Origin of the sequence: Corallococcus sp. AB049A, from assembly GCF_003668885.1 — a bacterium.
GTDB lineage: Bacteria > Myxococcota > Myxococcia > Myxococcales > Myxococcaceae > Corallococcus > Corallococcus interemptor.
In genome coordinates, this window is sequence record NZ_RAWL01000270.1 from 1 (window position 1) to 11,851 (window position 11,851).

An 11,851-nucleotide genomic window follows, 5' to 3' on the forward strand; every position below is an offset into this window, starting at 1 on the left:
GAGGGGCAGTCCGTGCTGACGATGGGGCAGCCCAGCGCGAGCGCCTCCAGCAGCACCATGGGCAGCCCTTCAAAGCGCGAGGACAGGGCGAACGCCGTGGCCCGCCGCATCAGGGCGTGCGGGTTGTCCGCGTAGCCTGGCATGAACACGGAGTCCCCCACCCCGAGTTCCGTCACCAGCGCCTTGAGCTCCGCCTCCTGCGAGCCCACGCCCAGGATGAGCAGGTGGGTGTCCGTCCCGGCCGCCCGCATCCGGGCGTGCGCGCGGATGAGCATGTCGAAGGACTTCTGCGGCTCCAGCCGGCCTACGGCGATGACCACCGGCTTCTGGAACACCGGCACCGCCCACTCGGGCAGGGGAGCGTCCGCCGCCGCGCGGATCCGCTCCGCGTCCACGAAGTTGGGGATGACCTCCAGCCGGTCGCGGTCCACGTTCACCAGCTCCGCGAACGCCCTGGCGGAGTCGTAGCCGCACGCCACGATGCGGTCCATGCCCGGGTAGAGCACCTTCAGGCCCCAAAGCTGGCGCTTCGGCTGCTCGCGGTGGAAGGCCCCCCAGTCGAAGTGCACCATCCCCAACACCGGCTTGCCCAGGAGGGCACCCGCCATCCGCGCCAGCAGGGCCGCCCGGCCCTCCTGCCCGGAGACGATGATGTCCGCCTTGCGCGCCTCGTGGAACAGCCGCCAGAACATCCTCGGCAGCTCCCAGCGCCGGTACGCCTCCACGCCCACGCCCCAGGAGATGGGCACGTCCGAGGGGATGCGGCCGCGCGTGTCCGGCGGCGGCGGCCCATGGTGGAAGTACAGCGAGGGTTCGAACCGCGTCCGGTCCAGGCCCGCCAGCACATTGCACACCGAGCGCTCGATGCCGCCCGTCCCCATGAAGACGAGCGTGAACAACACGCGCCGCCGCCCGGTTGCCGGAACCGCCATCTCTTGCAACGCCTGCAGTTCCAATGTCTGGGATTCCCGGTAAGAAACGATTTCTACATTCCCGCCCTGCGCGCAAGCGTCCGGCGGGCCCACCCCTGGCGTTGCTCGTTGATCAATAACCCACGCACCTTGCGATAGGTAGCGGAGGCCACCCGGGCCCGCCACTCTGGAGAGAGTTGAACAGCGTCGCGCCGGTGGCTCTCCAGCGCGGTCTTGAAACATCCCTTGAGACCCTGCGGGTCCAGCCCGTTCCAGGGGATCCAATCCCATCCAGACGCGAGGACCGGATTCCGGGTATAGACTCACAATTCATCCTCGTGAAAATCCCCATCCGTCCCCGTCCCGCCCGTGTCTTCGCGCTCGCCCTGCTGGGCGTGCTCGCGGTGGTGGCCGTCATCGCGTACCGCAACGTGCGCACCGCGCAGGCTGTCTTGCACCCGGCGCGCCAGCCGCTGAAGCCGGTCGCGGAGGGCGCGCTCGCGGGGCGCACGGACGTGGAGCTGCGCACGCGTGACGGGCTGACGCTGCGCGGCTGGTACCTGCCGTCGCGCAACCGCGCGGCGGTGGTGGTGATGCACGGCTTCGCGGAGAACCGCACGCAGATGCTCTTCGAAGCGGAGGTGCTCTCCCGCGCGGGCTACGGCGTGCTGCTCTTCGACTCGCGGGGCCACGGCGAGAGCGAGGGCGACCTGGTGACGTGGGGCGACCGTGAGCGCCAGGACCTGCGCGCGGCGGTGGACTTCCTCTCCCGGCGGGACGACGTGGATCCGTCCCGGCTGGGCGTGCTGGGCTTCTCCATGGGAGGCACCACCGCGATGCTCGGGGCGCTGGAGGATCCCCGCCTCAAGGCGGTGGCCACCGCGGGCGCGTACCCGTCACTGGAGGCGGACACGCGCTACAGCTACGGCAAGTGGGGACCGCTGAGCGTGCAGCCGGTGCTGTGGACGCTGCGGATGTCCGGCGTGGACGTGGACGCGGTGGACCCCATGAAGCACCTGTGTGACCTGAAGGGCCGGCCGCTCCTGCTGATCAACGGCGACGTCGACGAGTACGCACCCGCGTTCCTCCAGGACGCGCTGTTCCAGGCCGCGTGCGAGCCCAAGTCCTACTGGGTCGTGCCCGGCGCGCACCACGGCGAGTACGCGAAGAAGGCCCCGGAGGAGTACGCGCGCCACCTGCGCGACTTCTTCGACGCGGCGCTGCTCAGCGGCTCCTGACGGACTCTGGCGCGTCAGCCAGGGCGTCAGCCGGGGCCTCTGGCGCGTCAGCCGCGGCGCGCCACTCCGGCTTCGCGTCCAGCGCGGGGCGGCCCTCCAGCAGCTCGTGCGGACGGAAGCCGGCCTTGTAGCGCAGCGAGTCGCACGCCAGCACCCGGTAGCCCAGGTACACGTAGGGGATGCCCCGCTCGCGCGCCAGCTCCACCTGGAACAGGACGCTGGCCTTGCCCAGGGACAGCCGCGCGTAGGCCGGGTCGTAGAAGAAGTACACCGCGCTCCAGGCGTGGGGCGTCTCGTCGCACAGGCCCAGGCCCACCAGCTTCGGGCCCGCCGGGTCGCTGTCGTCGTACCAGGCCACCTCGCGCGCGGACGGGTGCGGGAAGGCGAACTGGATCGCGTACTCGCGCGCCCCCAGCTCGGACGACTCCCATTCACGCGACGCCTCCCGCTCCGCGTGCCACGCGCGGTACAGCGCCAGGCGCTCCTCATCCACGCGCGGCGGGCCCACCTCCACGCGCAGGTGCGCACACGCGGCCCGGGCCCGGCGCTGGCTGCGGTTGGGCGTGAAGCCCGCCACCGGCACGCGCAGGGACACGCATTCGTTGCAGGACGCGCACGCGGGCCGGAAGTACTGCGGGCCGAAGCGGCGCCACCCGCGCACCAGCAGGTGCTCGTACTCCTCGGTCGTCACGTTGCGCATCACCAGCGTCTCCAGGGACGCCTCCCGCTCCGGCAGGTAGCTGCACGGACGCGGGGTTTCGATTTCATGTGCCAGCAGGACGGCCATCGGTGTTCCCTTCCTGTCGGCCCCAGGCCCCCGCGTCAAGCCATGCCTGCCCGTCCGGCGACCCACCCGCCGTCGGAAACGACCCGTGAGCGACGATCGTTCCGTATCCAGAAGTGGCACAACGACTGCAAGTCCCCGGCTGGAGCCGTACCCACTTGCGGAAGAGGACGAACGCACATGGCCCGCGAGGAACTGCACCCTGGATGGCTGCCGCTGGACCCGGACGAGACCGACGGTCTCCTCCTGGGGGACGCGTTCTCCGAGGAGGACGACGCCCTCCCCCGCGATGCCGCGGACGACGCCGGGGATGACCTGGACGCGTTCGATTTCGCTGTCGCCAGCTACTGAAAAGCACGCGGGCAGGCGGCCACGGTGCGGCAAATCTGTCGCGATCCCGCGCAGATTTTTCCGGTCCGCCCCCTGAAGGGGCCGTAGAAACTTCAGAGAAACCGCGAAGGCCGCGCCCGCGTTCGCTTCCCCGGACAGCGGGCGGGTAACACCGGACACAGGGCGGGGGCTCCCTGCCCCAGGCGTGGCGGCGGTCCCGCTGGCTTCTCAGTCGTGGGGCGCCACCGGTATAAACCGGGGCCTATGTCCTCAGTCGACGTCTCGGTGGTGATGCCCACGTACAAGCGCGAGAAGGAAGTGGTGGAGGCCATCCACTCCGCGCTGCGTCAAGAAGGCGTCCAGGTGGAGGTCATCGTCCTGGACGACTCGCCGGAGGGCACCGCCCGCGACGCGGTGCAGGGCATGGGCGATGCGCGCGTGCGCTACTTCAAGCAGGAGGTGCCATCCAAGGGCCGCCCCGCGCTGGTGCGCAACCACGGCGCCACGCTGGCGAAGGGCCGCTACCTGCACTTCCTGGATGACGACGACACGCTCGCGGAGGGCGCGCTCAAGGCCATGGTGACGGCGCTGGACGCGCGGCCGGACGCGGGCGTCGCGGTGGGCTGGGTGGTGCCCTTCAGCGAGGACCCCGAGTGGCTGGAGGACAAGAGCAGCTACTTCGAGCGCGTGGCGAAGGTGGGGGCCACCACGCCCAGCAGCGCGTGGACGGTGGCGCACATCCTGTTCCTGGGCACGCTGTACGTGAACTCCGCGTGCATGGTGCGCCGCGAATACTTCCAGCCCCTGGGCGGGTTCGACCCGAACATCCCCGTCTACGAGGACGTGGACTTCTACATGCGCGGCATCCGCCGCTACGGCCACGTCTACGTGAACCGGCCCATCCTCAACTACCGCGTGGGCAAGCCGTCCCTGATGAACGACCTGGGCAAGACGGGCGCGAAGGTGGAGAAGTCCGTGGCGGAGTCCAACGCCATCATCCACAACAAGTACCGGCGCGAGCACGGCGAGCTGGAGTACCGGCTCCTGCAGATGGCCACGCGCGCGCTGAAGGGCCGCTTCGGCCTCACGCGCTACCTCCCCCTGAAGCTGCCTTGAAGCGTTTCCTGAAAGGGCCTCTCCCCGTGAGCCTGCGTCGTCGTCTCGTTGGAACCGCCAAGCGCCAGTTGAAGCAGACCCTGGGCCCCGTCATGCAGCGCGCGATGGCCCCCGCGCGCGCCTTCCTCCCCCCGCAGACGTGGGGCCTGGAGTCGCGCGCCGGCGAGGGCCTCTTCCTGGAGGGCGTGTCGCTGTCGAAGCTCGTCAGCGAGTACGGCTCGCCGCTGCACGTGGTGCACCTGGCGGCGCTGCACCGCAACGCGGACGCGTTCCAGGCGGTGCCCCCGGGCGCGGCGGGCGGCTGCGAGGTGTACTACTCGTACAAGACCAACCCCATTCCGGGGGTGCTGTCCGCGCTGCACGCGCGCGGCGTGGGCGCGGAAGTGATTTCCGCCTATGAGCTGTGGCTCGCGCTCAAGCTGGGCGTGGCGCCGGAGCGCATCGTCTACAACGGCCCGGTGAAGTCGGACGCGTCCATCCGCGAGTCCATCACCCGGGGCATCGGCCTGCTGGCCGCGAACCACCGCGAGGAATTGGACGTCTTCTCACGCCACGCGGCGGAAGTGGGCAAGCGCCCGCGCGTGGCCGTGCGGGTGACGACGATGTCGGGCTGGACGTCGCAGTTCGGCACGCCCATCGCGGGAGGCCAGGCGATGGCGGCGTACCGGCAGGCGCTCGCCCTGGGCAACCTGGACGTGGTGGGCCTGCACGCGCACCGGGGTGAGCTGATCCGCACCGAAGCGGAGCTGGAGGGCTTCGTCGGCGGGGTGCTGGACTTCGCGGACGAGCTGCACCGCGAGCTGGGGTTGGACCTGGAGGTGCTGGACCTGGGCGGCAGCCTCTGCACGCCGACGGTGGAGCACATCGAGCAGCGCGACTGGCGGCTCAACCTCACCTTCCAGCGCGACCTGCCCGCGCCGGACCCCGCGGCGGCGCTCTCCATCGAGCGGTACGTGGCGAAGGTGGTGTCCCAGGTGGAGGCGCACTACGCGAAGCAGGGCCGCAAGCGCCCGCGCATCTTCCTGGAGCCGGGCCGCGCGATGACGGGCAACACGCAGCTCCTGCTGGGCCGCGTGCACGCGCTCAAGGAGGGCGGCGAGCGGACGTGGGCGGTGCTGGACATGGGTATCAACCACGCCGAATGCGTGCGCAACGAGTACCACCAGCTCTTCCACGTCGAGCGCCCGTCCGCGCCCGCGCACCGCGCGTACACGGTGGTGGGCCCCATCTGCACCCCGGCGGACACGCTGTACCACGCGGTGCGGCTGCCGGAGCTGAAGGTGGGCGACACGCTGGCCATCATGGACGCGGGCGCGTACTTCGTGCCCTTCGGCACGTCCTTCTCCTTCCCGCAGCCGGCCATCGTGGGCGTGGAGGGCGGGAAGGTGCGGCGGCTGCGCCGGGCGGAGACGCACGAGGACCTGATCACCTTCGATGATCCAGTGCCTCCGGCGTCCCGCGCCGCGGGGTGAAGCCCGGCTAGCGGTTGAAGACCATCATCCGCAGAAAGGCGCGGGGGTGGCGCGCGGCGCCGTAGGAGATGGTCGCCAGCTCCACCGCCGCGGGCATCATGTCGTCCCGGTCGATGAGCGGATCCACCGCCGTCGCCTTGTGGGTGTTGAACCACTGGCGCCACTGGCGGGCCTCGTCCGCCGGCAGCGCGCCGGACAGCCGCTGGAGGTTGAGCAGCATCTCCAGCGCGATGCGGTTGCAGAACACCGCGTCCTCGTGCGCCGCCGCGGCGTCGCGAGCGTCCTCCACCGCGCGCTTGAGCGCGTCCCGGTCCCTGGTGGCCGCGTGGTACGCGAGCAGCGGCAGGGGCAGCCCCCGCGCGATGTCGAAGCCCATCTGCCCGTAGAAGCGCGGGTTGAAGTCGATGAGGAGGTACGAGTCCTTCGTCTGGATGAACTCCACCTCGAAGACGCCGTGGTAGCCCAGCTTCTTGCACAGCCGGGTGAGGCCGGCGACGAGGTCCGGGCGCAGCGGCGCGGACTCGAAGCACACGCCCACGCCCAGGCGGCGCGGGCGCTGGAGGACCTTCATCGCGGCGCGCGCTTCAAAGAGCTCGCCGGACTCGTCCACGAAGCCGGAGAGGCTGTAGATGCCCTCCGCCGCCTCCGGGTGGAACTCCTGCACCATGGGGTTCACCACGGCCGGGTCGAACTTCACGAGCATGGGCGCGTACGTGTCGCGCGCGAACTCGCGGTACTCGCGCGCCAGGTCCTCCGGCGACGCCACCGGCTGCCCCTTGCGGTGCGTGGCGTGGAGGATCTGCGTGGTGGGCTTGAGCAGCACCGGGAAGCGCGCCTCGCGGCGCACCTGCTCCAGGTCCTCCTCGGACTGGGGGAACCAGGTGCGCGGCAGGTGCAGGCCCACCTCCGTGCCCACTTCGTAGAGCCGGCGCTTGTTGAGCAGGCCGTACACCGCGTCCACGCCCGGGTCGTAGAGGTGGAAGAGGTCCTCCAGCTTGGAGCGGTGCGCGGAGATGAGCCACGCCAGCTCGTCGCTCGTCGGGTAGAGCACGTGCTTCACGGGCTCGCGCAGGCCGAAGTCCACCAGCCACTGGAGGAAGGCCTCCGGCTGGGACTCCGGCGGGCACTGCACCCGGCGGCTGACGAAGCGCGAATAGCTGGCCGGCCCCAGCCGGCCGGTGTCCGCCACCGTCACGTCCACGCCGTGGCGGCCCAGACAGCGGGCGGCGGCCAGGGTGCCGTAGAAGTTGGCGGAGAACAGCAACGCGGGGGGCCGGGCAGCGATGGCGGCCGCGGGGGCCTCATCGGAGTAGGCGGCCTGTTCCATCTCATGCTCCAGGTTCGCGGGGTCGGCCTCGCGGCGGGCGCGCGAGGGAGAACGGCGGGATTGGCGGCGGGGGCGCTGCGAAGGGCGGGCGCCCCCGAGGTCAGGGGTCGACGGACCGGCGGCCGCGGTGCTGGCCATCAGCCCCGCGGTGAGAAGCGTCAGAAGGTGCCTGTTCATGTCGAGCCGTCTGCCTCTGGCGATTCGGGGGGCCGCCGGAAGCTCAATTCGCGACAGAATACCTTTTCCGGCGACGCTTGGGACCGGCCCCTGAACGATTGGATCCCCAAGGGGTAGGCAGGCTCACTCCGGAGTGCCCCCAGGCGGGGTCCACCGCAGGCATCCCCGGGTCAGGAGCCACGCGTCGGTGGCGACCCCTGGAGTCATGCCCGCGAGCCGCACGGCGGACTCCGCGAAGGCGTCCGGGGGCGCCGTATGCCCCTGGGCGCGCGCGGCCTTCCACGCCGCCTCCCACGCCTGGAAGAAGGCGTGCATGGGGTCGCCCGGGCGGACGCGGCGGCGCAGGTCGCGAGGCAGCCAGTCGCGCAGGAGCAGCGGCGCGAAGCCCCGGGAGAAGTCGGTGTGGAAGAGCAGCCCCTCGCGCGTGGGGGACTCGCGGTCCGGCGTCCGGCGCAGCAGGTGGGCCACCAGCACCGCGCCGTCCGTGTCGGAGGAGCCTTCCACCAGGAGCCCGCCGGGCAGCAGGTGCCGCGACATCGCGCGGTGGGCCTCCGGGATGCGCTCCGGGGGCCCCTGGCGCAGCAGGTTCATGGCGCGCACCAGCCGGGCGGGTTCGTCCGGCGACAGCGGCAGCGCGAAGCCGCCCTCGCGAAAGTGCGTGCGCGCGTCCGAGTGCTCCCGCGCGGCGGCGGTGGCGCGCTCTGCGTCCAGCTCCACGCCCACGATGGCCAGCTCGGGGTTCAGCGCGCGCAAGGCGGTGGCGCTCTCCAGCGTGGTCCACGGGTGCTCACCGAAGCCTACGTCCACGAAGACGGCGCGGGCCCACGGGCCTTCCGCGCGCGTGACGAGCGTGGCCTCGAACTGGCAGAGGTACGCGTCCAGTGCGCGCAGACGTCCCCGCGCGGTCCGCCCCCGGGTGCGGGTATCCAGCTCCTGAGCCATGGGCACGACTTGTAGCGCGGAAAGTCATCCGCGGGCCTCGTGCGTAACCCGGCGTGCCGCAGCCCGCCGCTCAAGCCCTGTCACCTCCGAGGGCCTTCCCTCGGAAGCCGGGTGGAACGCGGCCGGGTGAGGGCCTGGCATCACCACTGCACTGCCGTGGCATCCATGACCGCGGTCCCCTCCTGGAGATTGGTTCCCCGTCCCCCATGATCACTTCCCGTTTCGTGCGTTCCTCCCTCGTTGCCGCCCTCCTCCTCTCCGGCTCCGCCTTCGCGGGCGAGTCCCGGTACGCCTCGGCCGCCTGCACCGAGCTCAAGACCGAACTGGTGCAGGGCGCGAAGGAGCAGGGCGTCGCGCTCAACGAGGAGGAGATCGGCACCCTCACGACGGACAAGGCCACCGTCGTGGCGACGAGCATCGCGGGCTACGACAAGGTCCCCGCCACGGACTACGAGAAGGGCGTGGACGCGGCGTTCGTCTACATCGACTCCGAGGAGGCCGGCATCCCCGCGGGCCACTACCGGGTGAACGTCCGCGCCAACAAGGAAGACATCCAGGTGGGCAGGTACAAGGCCATCGCCACCCTCATCGACAAGGACGGCAAGGAGGTCGCGCAGCGCGCGACGGTCATCGAGACCTTCCCCTCGGCGGTGAAGTCCGCGCGCTACGGCTCGCCGATGAGCGTGGGCATCCAGCAGCAGACCATCAACGACTGGAACCTCACGCGCTTCCGCAAGACGATCATCGTCGTCATCGTGCACTCGTGGGGCGTCACGGGCATCGACCTGTTCGGCACGGACTACAGCAGCGACTACGGCTTCTAGTCCCGCGCTCCCGGCGCCCCTAGAGTGTGCGGACCGTGAGCCTCCCATCCGCCTCCTGTCCCCGCTGTGGCGCCCCCCGCGTGGACGGGCCCGAGTGTCCGGCCTGCGGCGTCATCTACCTGCGAGCCGAAGCGCGCTTCGCCGCCCAACAGGCCGAAGCCCGCGACCGCGAGGCCCGCGAGGCCGCGCAGCGAGAGGCCGAGGACCAGCGGGCCGCGCTGCGTGAGGCCCTGGAGGCCCACAGCGTCCCCACCTTCGTGTCGCCCCTGGCCGCGGCGCAGGCCGTGCCGGAGCCTTCCGCGGAGGGCATCACCTTCCACCCGGGAGAGGCGCTGGGCGACGGCGCCCTGGAGGCGCGGCTGCGGCTGGCGGTGCTCCCCGTGGCGCTGGTGGGCGCGTGGTTCGCGGTCCAGTCTCCCCTCTTCCACATGCTGCTGCGCACCTTCCTCACCATGCCGGTGCATGAGCTGGGGCACGCCGTCACCGCCTGGTTCTGCGGCTACAGCGCCACGCCCACGCTGTGGGTGACCCACGTGTCGCCGGAGCGCTCGACGTTCATGGTCCTGCTGCTGTCGGGCCTCCTGGGCGCGCTCGTGTGGCAGGGCTGGAAGCGCCGCCGGTGGGCGTGGATGGGCGTGGGCGCGGTGCTGCTCGCGGCGCTCGGGGCGGGCAGGTTCGGCCTCGACCATGATCAGGCCCAGGCCCTCATCTACTTCGGCGGCGACGCGGGCCGGATGGTGCTGGGAACCGCGCTGATGGCCACGTTCTTCGTGCCGAGGGGCCACTACCTCCACCGGCATCAGCTGCGCTGGGGCTTCGTCGTCATTGGCGCTTCAGCGCTCATGGACAGCTTCGAGATGTGGTGGGGCGCGCGCACCAACGTGGACCGCATCCCCTTCGGCCGCGTCGAGGGCGCGGGCCTCAGCGACCCCAGCGCCCTGGTGGACACGTACGGCTGGAACGTCAGCCGTGTCATCCACTGGAACGTGAACGTGGGGCTCGCGTGCCTCGCCGCGCTGGCCGCGCTCTACCTCGTCTTCCTCTGGCGGGACCGCGAAGCTTTACGCGGCTGAGGCGCGGCCTCGCGCCAGTTGCCGAACGGCCACTCGAAGCCCGGCGTGCCCAGCACCTCCGGCTTCCGGACGCCGCGCCAGCGCAGGGCCTCGCCGGGCCGCAGGAGGAGCGCCTCGGGCCCCTCGCCCTGCTCCTTGCGCACCTGCGCCAGCCGCTCCGGATACGGATCCGCGTCCGGGTTCTCGTCCATGTTGCTCGCGCCCTCCACGGGCTCGCCCGGATAGCCGGCGTAGCGGGGGCCCATGCCCTCGCGCCAGTACCAGGGGGCGCCGCCGTCCGCGCAGGGCACCACGTAGCGCGCGCCCAGGAGCGCGCCGTAGCGCAGCGCCTCCTCCGGGCCCGCCATCAAGCGCTGCGGCGTGGTGAGCGCGTCGCGCGGCACGTTGACCAGGAACGCATCCAGCGTGGTGAAGCCGAAGAAGATGGGCGGCAGCCGGAAGCCGCGCACGCCGCAGAAGAGCACGTCCACCGGCCCCTGCTGCTTGCGCACGCGGCGGCACACCGCGGCCATGTCCCCGCGCACGTCATGGCCCGCGTCCGCGAAGAAGGCGGCGGAGAAGTCCTTCGAGCGCACGAGCCACGTGTTGCCCTCGTTGTAGAGGTCCGCGTGGGGCCCCTCGCCGTCAGTGGGCTGCTCGCCGTGGAAGGGCAGCGCGTGCACCGTCACGTCGCCCACCTGCCGTGACTCGCCCCAGCGCAGGGGCTCCACGCGGCTGAAGCCCAGCTGCTTCAGCCGCAGCGCGCAGTCCGTGGAGAAGAGGCTCTCGCGCGCCACCGCCGGCACGAAGATGCGCGTGTCGCGAGGCAGGGGCAGCAGCGAGCCCAGGTGGAAGTGGTCCCCGTGCGAATGGGTGATGACCACCGCGTCCACCCGGCCCAGGTCCCCCGCCTGCAGGGAGCCGTAGCCGGGCAGGTCCACCTCGCCCGTGGGGCGGAAGTACGGATCCACCAGCACGCGCCCTTCCCTGCCCGACACCAGCACCGTGTTGTGCCCCACGAAGAGGGCCCCCGGCCCCGGCACGTCCACCGGTCCCGTGTGGCGCACCAGCCACCCCGCCTGTGACAGGTCGCCCAGCAGCTCGCCCACGACGGGCACGGTGCCCAGCGCGCGCAGGTCCTCCCGCGTCGCACCCCGGGCGAGCGACGCGAACAGGTCCGCCACCGCCGGCCAGTCCTTCGCGCGCACCGGAACATCCAGCCCCAGCGAGCCCTGGCGCAGGTGCAGCACGCGCGGGCGGTGGAGCAGCGGATCCGGGAAGAGGATGTCCTGGCGCAGCACGCGCCGGCCCATGCGCCGCTTCGTGCCCTGGCAGAGCGCGGCGTAGCGGGGCGTGTCCTCCAGCCAGTGGATGAGCGCGTCCGCCTCGCGCAGCGCGCCCTCGCGGCCCAGCGCGGCGATGTGGCGCTTGAGCGGCACCTGCGCGCGGCGCACCGGGCGAGCGGTCGGCCCCTGGATGCTGCACCCCAGGTCCTCGTGGTGGTCGGCCTCCGTGCGGGCGGAGGCGAGGACGGCCAGGCTGACGCCGCGGTGCAGGGTGAATCGCATGGCGTGCGACGTCGCATGGCGCCCTGCCCTTCGCAAGGGCTTGCACGCCCGCGATGTCGCGGGTTGTGGGCGCCCCGGGGAGGCCGCTACCCTCCCGCGCACCCATGGCC

The 11,851-nt window shown here is 71.6% G+C and carries 11 protein-coding genes; 6 read left to right on the plus strand and 5 right to left on the minus strand.

Annotated elements, in window-relative coordinates; genetic code table 11:
* Positions 1–932: glycosyltransferase (locus D7X55_RS25685; protein WP_147470208.1), on the minus strand; the 932-nt coding region annotated here is incomplete at its 3' end.
* A gap of 317 nt (positions 933–1,249) precedes the next feature.
* Between D7X55_RS25685 and D7X55_RS25690 the strand changes: the two genes are divergently transcribed.
* Positions 1,250–2,149, plus strand: a complete 900-nt coding sequence (locus tag D7X55_RS25690) for an alpha/beta hydrolase (RefSeq protein WP_120552958.1) — start codon at positions 1,250–1,252, stop codon at positions 2,147–2,149.
* Here D7X55_RS25690 and D7X55_RS25695 read toward each other — a convergent pair.
* Positions 2,136–2,936, minus strand: coding sequence for an arginyltransferase (locus D7X55_RS25695; RefSeq protein WP_120552959.1), 801 nt, complete (start codon positions 2,934–2,936; stop codon positions 2,136–2,138). The two genes, D7X55_RS25690 and D7X55_RS25695, sit on opposite strands and share 14 nt — an antisense overlap.
* Positions 2,937–3,113: 177 nt before the next feature.
* Here D7X55_RS25695 and D7X55_RS43530 point away from each other — a divergent pair, with 177 nt between their 5' ends.
* From D7X55_RS43530 to D7X55_RS25705, 3 genes are all read left to right on the plus strand, one after another.
* Positions 3,114–3,284 (plus strand): hypothetical protein, encoded by a 171-nt coding sequence (locus tag D7X55_RS43530; RefSeq protein ID WP_158616340.1) that lies wholly within the window; start codon positions 3,114–3,116, stop codon positions 3,282–3,284.
* Between the two features lie 243 nt (positions 3,285–3,527).
* Positions 3,528–4,379 (plus strand): glycosyltransferase family 2 protein, encoded by an 852-nt coding sequence (locus D7X55_RS25700; RefSeq protein ID WP_120552960.1) that lies wholly within the window; start codon positions 3,528–3,530, stop codon positions 4,377–4,379.
* Positions 4,380–4,405: 26 nt separating this feature from the next.
* Positions 4,406–5,851 (plus strand): pyridoxal-dependent decarboxylase, encoded by a 1,446-nt coding sequence (locus D7X55_RS25705; RefSeq protein ID WP_120552961.1) that lies wholly within the window; start codon positions 4,406–4,408, stop codon positions 5,849–5,851.
* A gap of 7 nt (positions 5,852–5,858) precedes the next feature.
* Here D7X55_RS25705 and D7X55_RS25710 read toward each other — a convergent pair whose 3' ends face one another.
* Together D7X55_RS25710 and D7X55_RS25715 are read right to left on the minus strand one after the other, a co-directional pair.
* On the minus strand, positions 5,859–7,178 hold the full coding sequence (locus D7X55_RS25710; RefSeq protein WP_199747141.1) for a carbamoyl-phosphate synthase: 1,320 nt from the start codon (positions 7,176–7,178) through the stop codon (positions 5,859–5,861).
* Positions 7,179–7,478: 300 nt separating this feature from the next.
* The gene (locus tag D7X55_RS25715; protein ID WP_120553123.1) at positions 7,479–8,297 is read right to left on the minus strand and encodes a methylase; all 819 of its coding nucleotides are present in this window, start codon (positions 8,295–8,297) and stop codon (positions 7,479–7,481) included.
* A gap of 206 nt (positions 8,298–8,503) precedes the next feature.
* Here D7X55_RS25715 and D7X55_RS25720 point away from each other — a divergent pair, with 206 nt between their 5' ends.
* Together D7X55_RS25720 and D7X55_RS25725 are read left to right on the plus strand one after the other, a co-directional pair.
* Positions 8,504–9,121, plus strand: a complete 618-nt coding sequence (locus D7X55_RS25720) for a hypothetical protein (protein WP_121724465.1) — start codon at positions 8,504–8,506, stop codon at positions 9,119–9,121.
* A 35-nt stretch (positions 9,122–9,156) separates the two neighbouring features.
* Positions 9,157–10,194 carry a hypothetical protein gene (locus D7X55_RS25725; protein WP_121771552.1) on the plus strand — a complete coding sequence of 346 codons (1,038 nt, stop codon included), beginning with the start codon at positions 9,157–9,159 and terminating at the stop codon, positions 10,192–10,194.
* Here the strand turns inward: D7X55_RS25725 and D7X55_RS25730 are convergent.
* A complete protein-coding gene (locus D7X55_RS25730) occupies positions 10,149–11,741 on the minus strand; it encodes an MBL fold metallo-hydrolase (RefSeq protein WP_120553126.1) in 1,593 nt (530 codons plus the stop codon). The genes D7X55_RS25725 and D7X55_RS25730 overlap by 46 nt on opposite strands.
* Between the last annotated feature and the right edge of the window lie 110 nt (positions 11,742–11,851).

Bases quoted from the DNA above. Each gene is read 5' to 3' on its own strand.
- D7X55_RS25695 (WP_120552959.1), bottom strand. From the start codon at position 2,936: ATGGCCGTCCTGCTGGCACATGAAATCGAAACCCCGCGTCCGTGCAGC.
- D7X55_RS43530 (WP_158616340.1), top strand. From the start codon at position 3,114: ATGGCCCGCGAGGAACTGCACCCTGGATGGCTGCCGCTGGACCCGGAC.
- D7X55_RS25700 (WP_120552960.1), top strand. From the start codon at position 3,528: ATGTCCTCAGTCGACGTCTCGGTGGTGATGCCCACGTACAAGCGCGAG.
- D7X55_RS25710 (WP_199747141.1), bottom strand. From the start codon at position 7,178: ATGGAACAGGCCGCCTACTCCGATGAGGCCCCCGCGGCCGCCATCGCT.
- D7X55_RS25715 (WP_120553123.1), bottom strand. From the start codon at position 8,297: ATGGCTCAGGAGCTGGATACCCGCACCCGGGGGCGGACCGCGCGGGGA.
- D7X55_RS25720 (WP_121724465.1), top strand. From the start codon at position 8,504: ATGATCACTTCCCGTTTCGTGCGTTCCTCCCTCGTTGCCGCCCTCCTC.
- D7X55_RS25730 (WP_120553126.1), bottom strand. From the start codon at position 11,741: ATGCGATTCACCCTGCACCGCGGCGTCAGCCTGGCCGTCCTCGCCTCC.